At 35.1% G+C, this 9,340-nt stretch carries 3 protein-coding genes; all 3 read left to right on the top strand.

What is annotated here, in order from left to right:
• On the top strand, window positions 1-1,041 hold a 1,041-nt coding region (locus tag DBR11_RS04415), incomplete at its 5' end, for an HNH endonuclease domain-containing protein (protein ID WP_108550404.1).
• A gap of 878 nt (window positions 1,042-1,919) precedes the next feature.
• Window positions 1,920-5,630: a DUF5977 domain-containing protein gene (locus DBR11_RS04405; RefSeq protein WP_108550402.1), complete on the top strand. Its 3,711-nt coding sequence runs from the start codon at window positions 1,920-1,922 to the stop codon at window positions 5,628-5,630.
• A gap of 49 nt (window positions 5,631-5,679) precedes the next feature.
• A complete protein-coding gene (locus DBR11_RS04400; RefSeq protein WP_108550401.1) occupies window positions 5,680-9,156 on the top strand; it encodes a DUF6443 domain-containing protein in 3,477 nt (1,158 codons plus the stop codon).
• Window positions 9,157-9,340: the final 184 nt, after the last annotated feature.

The raw sequence follows: 9,340 nt of genomic DNA, 5'->3' as shown, positions 1-9,340 counted from the left end.
CTCCCAAACAAAGAACCTAATAATTTATTATCGTCCTGCTTTAATAATACCGCAGCTGCTTATAAATTCTATTGGTTCCTCTCTCTAATCGAAGAAGTTGAAAAAGGAAATCATTTTCTTAAAAAGTTAGACCTATTTGCCGGAATGATTGCTAATTCTTGGTATACAGTAAACTATTTCAATATTAGTCTTGGCAAGCAAGATCAACTTCAAAGAGCCATTAAACAGATTATTACTATTGAAAGCCTAAGCATTGATGAAAAGAAATCTGTGATCATCGATGCCTTAAAAAGAAGTCTTTCTCCTGAGATTAAAAAGATCCTAAACCATTTTGATGCAGAAGTTCCACACCGGTTTTTAAGTCCTTGGTTTCCTAATTTCAAAGGAAACAGAAAGGAAATTTATCATCTTTCTCAGGATTTCCAAAACAATTGCCTCTACGCAGTGAATGAACAGGATGTAAAAATAAATCCAGAATGGATTCCTTATCTCATTCAAAATAGTGGAGTTTTAAAAGCTTTCTGTTATTGGCATTTGAGCCTCTATTTGCAGAAACATAACCCAAATGTTCCGGATATTCCAAATAAGCTCATAAAACCACCCAGACGGAATAGTTTAATCAAACATCGCAAAGAGTTTTGGGATATTGTTATAAAACATACCGGTCCTATCCAATGTATTTATACAGGAAAGACCTTAACCGACGATTATGCAGTGGAACATTTCATTCCATATGCCTTTGTTTCCCATGACCTGATCTGGAACCTCATTCCTGCAGACAAAAGCTTTAATAGCAGTAAATGTGATAAGCTCCCTCCTATGGATAAATACTTTGATGCCTATTTTGAAATTCAGGAACGGGGGTTAAAAACCATATTGGAAAACCGCCATGATTCTAAGTTTTTAGAGCATTATTTAACCTTTATCCCGGATTTGGGTTCATTGCATAACATGAGTAGGGAATCGTTGAAAGAAAGGTTTAAGGACAATATACAGCCGTTGGTCACTATAGCTAGTAATAATGGGTTTGAGTTTATGTAAATAATACCTTTTTTAAACTACCTGATAATCGCCAATTAATACGTCGTCAAGTAACATACCTTCTCCATTGAATATTGTTTTACCTGATCTCTTCCAAGTAAGTAAGTAAATTTTATGATTGGTACCAGCTCTATAATCAAGATTTAAAAGTGTTTGTACTAGATATTCCGCTGCATAGTATTATTGTCCTATATAATCTTTTTGTTTTAATTAAATAAGATTTGGCCTAAGGTAGTTACAGCTTTGTTTTTGTACCGTAGTATATCGTAAATTCTCTATAAAGCCTTTAGGGTCGATTTAAGACGAAATAATTTTATCACTTTCTTTTCCTAATACATTGTTGAAAACTTTTTTTTAAAAAAAAAACCGGTGCAGTGTGGTCGCACTGAAGGGTTTTATATTGGGCGCATAAAAATTAACGCCCTTGAAAAAGCTCATAAAAAAAAATCAAAGGACACCAGCAGAAGTCTTAAGCCTTATAGGTACTCAAATCATCAAAATCTGTTTTGATATTAGGCTGCAAAAAAATAAACATGTTTATAAATATCTTCAACATCGCTACAGAGGCCCAGTTGTTTTTGGACTCGTGAGGCTTAATCCATGTTTCTTTAAAACATTAACCATCATATTTTACATTTTAATCATCGTTGGCAATTGGATCACAGTAAATGCCTTACCAATAATAGAGAATATTGAGCCCTGGACAATAAGTTTGGTCATTAAACTAAATTCTAACAATGTTTATGATAGTTCTTAAGGTGAGGCACTATATAGTATTCGCCAGATACATTTAAAACTCCGTGATTATAATAGTGATGATTATGGGATGCGGTTTAATCTCACAAATACGATAACAATTAATTCTTTAACTCTTATTTATGAAAAATTATTTTAAGCCCATAGCTGGCTTACTTTTTAATATGATTGTACAATCAGCCTTCGGACAATATACCAGTAGTTCAAGTTTGGTCCAATCTCCAAACGCAGCAAGTTTAGGTGTGTACAATAAAGTTGAGATTTCTCCATTTACGGGTTTACCAAATATTAATGTGCCCGTTTTTAGCCTTAAGCATGGAGATATTCCGATACTAGCGGAACTAAAATACTTTGGTGGCGGCGTAAAACCAGAAGCCCATCCAGGATGGGTTGGACAAAACTGGTCCCTTAGTGTAGGAGGGGTTGTGACACGAAAAGTAAATGGAGGTGTGGATGAAATAGCCGTTTCTAATTTTACCAATGATGCAATAGCGGCTTATTTTTACCATTATGGTGAGCTGAATAATACGAGTTGGTCCGATAACGGTTTTATTCAGAATACATGGGCCAAACCTGGAAAGAATCAGAACAATGATTATTTAGCTGTACCCGCTCCCGATGAATTTATGTTTTCTTTACCAAATGGAGTGTCGGGAAGTTTCTTTTTAAATCATGAAGGTAATTGGGTGGTTAAATCGAGTTCAGGTAATTATTTAAAGGTTAATGTTGCTGTAAATAATCAACCCTTCGCATTACTGAACCCAGATACCCAAATAGCCAGTCATATCAAAAGAATCATTTATCATATTACCATAACAGACCATGATGGTACAATTTATACTTTTGGTAATAATCAAAATGCAATTGAATTTAACCGAGGCCCGATTCAGTCAGTTACTGCTAACAATGAAGATATTATTGCAAATGCATGGTATTTGACAAAAATAGAAAGCTCAAAAGGAAATATTGTTGAGTTTAAATATCAAAGGAAGTCAAATCAGTATATACAGAGCGTAACTTATTCTAAAGCATTTGGCCATAACATAAGTAATTATGTCTATCAAACATTTGGTTTTGGGGGAGCTGCAAAGTCATTTAATTCACGGATCTACAGTGCTCAAATTATAAGCCCTGTGTATTTAGAAGAAATTCAATCGAGCTCTTTTAAGGTAATTTTTCAAATTGAAGAGACAACGGAATTAAAATACAACTATGATGCAGATGCCTTTAATGGTTTCCCTTATTATGATCTTGGAATGGATTATTCATCTGGTCTTGAGTTCTTGACTTTACATCCTCCCAAATGGTATAAATTAAGTGGCATCCAAATATACGATTACAATAATATACAGACAGAAGATCTGGCTTTTAACTATAATGATAATCCCAATCAAAGGTTGTTTCTTGAAAAATTTAGTAAAAGAGCAGGTCTAACCTCAAGCCAGGATTATAACTTCGCTTACGACTTAACCCCTCTGCCAGTTTATAATTCCTTTCAAGTAGATCAATGGGGATATTTTAATGGAAAGCAATTTCCTTTTACCGGAAATTATACTAAAGAAAGTCTGTTGCCTTTCTTTAAACCCGATGAAGATCTAATGCAGGCGGGGACTTTACTTAAAATTACCTACCCGACTGGCGGATATAGCCAATTTTACTATGAACCCAATACCTACTCAAAAACACTCGTTCAACAAAATAATAATATTACTTTAAATGACCAGGCTGGTATTGGAGGAGGATTGAGAATTAAATCAGTAGTTGAAAACTCATGGGATGGTGTTCAAAGCTCCAGGGAGTATTTTTATGAAAATAATGGTTCACCCGTAACCTCATCGGGTATTTTAGCCGGATCAAGAAATATATATTACAACTATCAGATTGGAAACCCGATTTTGGGATACTCTGAGTTTATTACCACAAGCACATTGGAGGATTTAAATTATACCAATGGACGAGATGTGGTTTACAGTGAGGTTAAGGAGAAACTTACAGATGGCTCCTATACAATTTACAAGTACTCAAATTCAGATAATATAAATTATAGGGATGAGGCACCAATAACGGTTTTTTCGCAGTCGGTAATCATACCGACAATGGATATAAGAACATGGATTCTGGGGGCTTCCAGTAATGCAAATCCTATTAAGGCCTTTACGAGCAGGGAATTGGAAAGAGGCAACCTTTTAAGTAAAGAAGTTTACAATTCCTCAAATAAGGTAGTTTATAAATTAACGAACGAATATAGGGATGACCCAGGAAGATTTAATGAATATGTTCGGTCAATTGACCGATATACAACTGCAGTTTCAGTCTCAGGAGATTTTAACGAGGTTAGAGACGATTATTATCAACCTATAAAAATATATACCTATTCTCTTTATTTAAAAAAGCAAACAGAATTGACGTTTGATAAGGAGGGGACAAATCCTGTAACAGTAATTAAAAATTTTACCATAGATCCTAAATACAACTATTTAAAGGAAGAAAAAACCTACAGAAGTAATAATAGTGAGACGAAAACTGTTTACAGATATTCTCCTGATATTGTTGGGACTGAAGATCAAAGTGGCATTTATAATAAGATGACTCTTAGAAATATGATTTCGCCAGTCATTGAAGAAAAAAAATATATTGACCAACAGCAAGTCTCATTTAAACGTAATAATTATTCTGAACCTTTTGCAAATAAATATCTGTTAAAATCAATACAGGCACAGCAAAAAAGTAATGACCCTCTTGAAGTCCGGGTACTATACAATTACGATGAATCTGGAAACATTATTAACCAATCTGCTCCTGAAGGACTTATAAATAGTTATCAATGGGGCTACAGAAAACAATTACCCGTCGCAGAAGCAAAGAATGCAATGCCCTCTGAAGTTTATTACAACAGCTTTGAAGATATTGGAACACCTAATAATTTAACGCCCGCACATACAGGATTTAATAGCTATGTTGGCAATACCTATACTGTAAACTGGCAAGCCCCAAATAATAAAAATTACACTGTGGCTTATTGGTATCTACTGAATGGTTCATGGCGACACAAAGAGTTGCCTTATGCTGCCAGCCTTACTCTTACAGGTGGAGAGGCTTATGATGATGTGATCATTTATCCATCTGATGCGTTAGTAAGTACTTATACTTATAGACCATTGGTAGGTTTGTCATCAAAAATTGATGATAAAGGTGAAACGACTTATTACCAATATGACCCTTTCAACAGGTTACTTCATGTAAAAAATCAAGATCGGAATATTGTAAAAACTTTCAAATACAACCTGAGGCCAAAAAAATTTGGTAATGTGCCTGTTTTTAAAAGGTTTACACCTCAATGTCCTGTAGGGTATACTGCGGGCCCACCGGTAGCTTATCGGGTACCTGTAAATAAGTACATAGAAAATACTCAGAAAAAAGCAGATTCCCTGGCATTGGCGGATTTGAATTCGAATGGTCAGCAATATGCCAATGAACACGGAGAATGTAAAGTTCAGTTAAACGAAGTTACGTTCACTTACTTAGATGGAATTATTGGAGAAAATAATGAAACCTGTTATGTAACATTAAAGAACGTTAATAGTTCGCAGTATTTTTCTGTTGCATTTAAAAATGTATATGATCAAAGCAAGCTGAATATTCCATCTGGCGAATACGATGTTATTATAGATTTTCCTAATCCTGTAAGCTATTATTATAATGGTGGCTTTGATTTTACGGGCGGGTCTTATATTAGTTTCTCCGGTTATTCAGCCCCTTCCTCTTACCAGTTTACCAAAAGGGTTACTCTTTCAGGGAATACAAATTTTGCTTTTACCTTTTTGATGAGGTAGCAGTAACAGGTGGAATAAATAAACACATTATCAATAAAAAATTAAAGCCATGATAAACCTCATTGAAAAAAAACAAAAGAATTTTAGAATGAGAGGGTATCTAATAGATACGGCCTTTCTAACCCACCTTGACCTGAGGCGTGCAAGGATAACCAGTAAACTCAAAAGAAGTTTAGGCTTTTTAAAAGTGATACTTTCTTGCTGGCTTTTACTAATTAATGTGTTGCAGGCTAAAGCTCAGGTTCCTCAAACAGTTGTTAAAAACAATTACAATAATGAAACCGAAATCAAAGCAACTAACAGTGTCACATTAACCGATGGCTTCTTCGTTCCTTTAGGGAAATCTGTAAGGATTTTCACAGGGATGAGTTTTGCAGAATGTATAAATCTGGTCTCCAATCCCAGCGCAAATCAGAATTACATCCGAACCAGGGTTTTTAAAGAACCAGGGGTAACTGAGGCTAACATAGATGCACCACGAAGTGTTTGCAATGTCAACGAAACCATTCAGTATGTAGATGGGTTGGGTCGATCTTCGCAGATTGTTACTGTACAAGGTAGCCCTACATTTAAGGATGTAATTCAACCCATTGTTTATGATGCATTCGGTCGAGAAGACCGAAAATATCTTTCGTATACAGTGGGAAATGGTAATGGAACTTTTAGAACAGATGCTTTAATAGCTCAAAATAACTTTTACACCATGCCTGTTGCGGGTATATCTTCCATACCTGGAGCCGCATTTTCTGAGACAAAATATGAAAATTCACCATTAAATCGAGTGGAACAGAAAGGTGCTCCTGGCGCCAGCTGGCAAATTAATTCTGGTCATACTATAAAGACAGATTATGGAGCTAATACCGCAGAGGAAGTTAAAGTTTGGACAGTTGGCACAAATGGAGCATCTTCTGACAGGAAATACGGTCAAGGGACATTATATAAAACAATTGTTAAGGATGAAAATTGGGTTTCGGGCAAGACTGGAACGAATGAAGAATTTAGAGATCTTGAAGGGCAATTGGTATTAAAAAGGCAATGGGAAACAGAAATTAAAAGTCTTTCAACCTATTATATTTATGATGATTTAGGTAATTTGAAATATGTGCTGCCTCCAGCGCTAAATGAAAACCCCGATATTTTACCGGGTGGTATTAACAGTTTTGCAGAATCGGATACACAATTTGATCAGTATATATTTGCTTATCATCATGACGGTAGAAAACGAATCATTGAAAAAAAACTTCCAGGAAAAGGTTGGGAGAATGTGATTTACAACAAATTGGATCAAGTAGTATTGACCCAAGATTCGAAACAGAAACTTTCCAACCTATGGCTTTTTACAAAATACGATGCTTTTGGAAGGGTTGTTATGACAGGGGTTTATACAAATGCTTCCACCCGGAGTATTCTACAAACTACAGTAGATGGGCAAGTATCACTTTGGGAAACCCGAACTAATGGAGCTGATTATAGCAGTGTGGCCTACCCGCAATCTGGCGGTGATCCTTTGACAATTTACTATTATGATAACTATGGTTTTCCCGGAAACACTTTCGGGGTTCCATCTAATGACCAGGCCTCTGAATCAAGAGTGAATACTTTATTAACAGGGACAAAGACAAAGATTCTGGGAAGTCCAACATTTTTACTAAAGGTTCAATACTATGACAAAGAGGCAAGAATTGTTCAAGAAAAAAGTGATAATCATCTCGGTGGAACAGATATTATAGACAATACTTACAATTTTTCTGGTGAACTTATTTCATCCAATAGAACTCACAAGGTCAATTCCGTTACAACAATTATTGCCAACAGATTTGAATACGATCATATGGGCCGGAAAAAGGCCACAATGGTTTCGATCAATGGTGCCGCAGAAGTAGCGGTTAATAAATTGGATTATAACGAAGTGGGTCAATTGATCAAAAAGTCACTCCATAGCACAGATGGACAAAATTTTTTACAATACACAACTTTCTCATATAATGAGAGAGGTTGGTTAAAAAGTAGCTCCGCTGATCAATTTAATCTTCAGCTAAAATATCAAGACGGCACTATTCCACAGTATAATGGAAATATCAGTTCACAAGTGTATACAAATGGTGCTTCAAATACTTTTAATTACACATATGATGCACTAAATCGTCTAAAGTCTGCTTCTGCTGGGAATAGTCTTGGAGAGGTTGCAACATATGATATAATGGGTAACTTAAAATCCTTGTCAAGAGATAATTTCGGAACTAATAATTATACCAACTATAACGGTAACCGCCTAACAACTATAAGCGGATTTATAAACGGTAACTATGGATATGATGTTAACGGAAATTTAACAACCGATGGCCCAAGAAATGTTTTAATCGCATATAATTACCTCAATCTTCCTGAACAAGTAAGTGGCACACAGAATATAACTTATACTTATGATGCTCTTGGTAGAAAATTAAAAAAACAAAGTGCATCGACGGGAACTACTAATTATATAGATGGTATCCAATATAAGCCAGATGGCACAATTGATTTTATCCAAGTTTCCGAGGGAGTCGCAAGAAATAACAATGGTACTTATAGTTTTGAATATAACCTTACCGACCATTTAGGTAATGTTAGAACAACCTTTTATAAAAATCCATCAAGTCAATCTCTTGAGATCCTTCAGCGCAGCGATTATTATGCATTTGGAAAGCAACGGGTAGTGAAACCTGGAATTAACAAATTCCTTTATAATGGTAAAGAACTCCAAGAAGAGTTAGGACAACTGGATTATGGAATGAGGTTTTATGATCCGGAAATTGCTCGATTCCAGACTATTGATCCACTTGCAGATATGAGTAGAAAAGTCAGTCCATACAGTTATGCTTTGAATAATCCCATTAGATTTGTTGATGTTGACGGGATGTATGCCGGAGAAGCGGGGAATTTTAAAAGGGGAGATAAAGATTTTGATGATGTTCTAGCATATTTCGGATTAAATTCAAACAATAATAGTTCAAAAAAGGATGATTCAAAAACTGAAAATGAAGAAAAATCGAGTATTGACGAAGCTACGCAATCAAATGGCCCTGGGCCAGGAAAATGGGATCTTTTAAGTGAAAAGTCTTTTAAATTTAAAAATATCGCTTCGAATTGGAGAGGTGCAAGAACGACAGAAATTTATTTTGAAGTATTTGATACGGAAACCGGAACGGCGTATTACAATAAATTTACTTTAGAAATTGGTGTTCCGAAGAAAAGTAAAGATGGGATAGTTTATTCAGTAGACGAAGCAGTAGATAAGGCAGCTTTAGTTGCAAATGCTGTTGCTACGCAGACTGTTTTTGTTACCTCTTTCGTCGGCCCGGGTGGTAAAAGAATGATGTTGAATAATGCAACTTTACCTTACTATTTTGCAACACAAATGGAAGCTAAATTGAATAACTACATTCCTGGATCAAAAGTTTCAGCCAATACTTATCAATATCAGGTAAAACCTATGCCTGCTATATATGTAAATTTTTTTAAAGGGTTATTAGAAAGATTATTTTAAAACTATATTTATGCGAAGTAAAAAATATATAATTTTTGTAATTGGTTCTATTTTAATTCTATCAATTGGAATTTATTTATTTACAAATCGAAAAGTTAATATGACAAATGAGTTAAAGAGTAATTTAGAGGGTACCTGGATGCTTCAAAAGGAGTTTAGATCCCCATGGAATTCAGTGATAATG

This window comes from Pedobacter sp. HMWF019 (genome assembly GCF_003061025.1).
Lineage (GTDB): Bacteria > Bacteroidota > Bacteroidia > Sphingobacteriales > Sphingobacteriaceae > Pedobacter.
The sequence above is the reverse complement of the archived record's forward strand: the minus strand, read 5'-3'. Positions and strand labels throughout refer to the sequence as shown.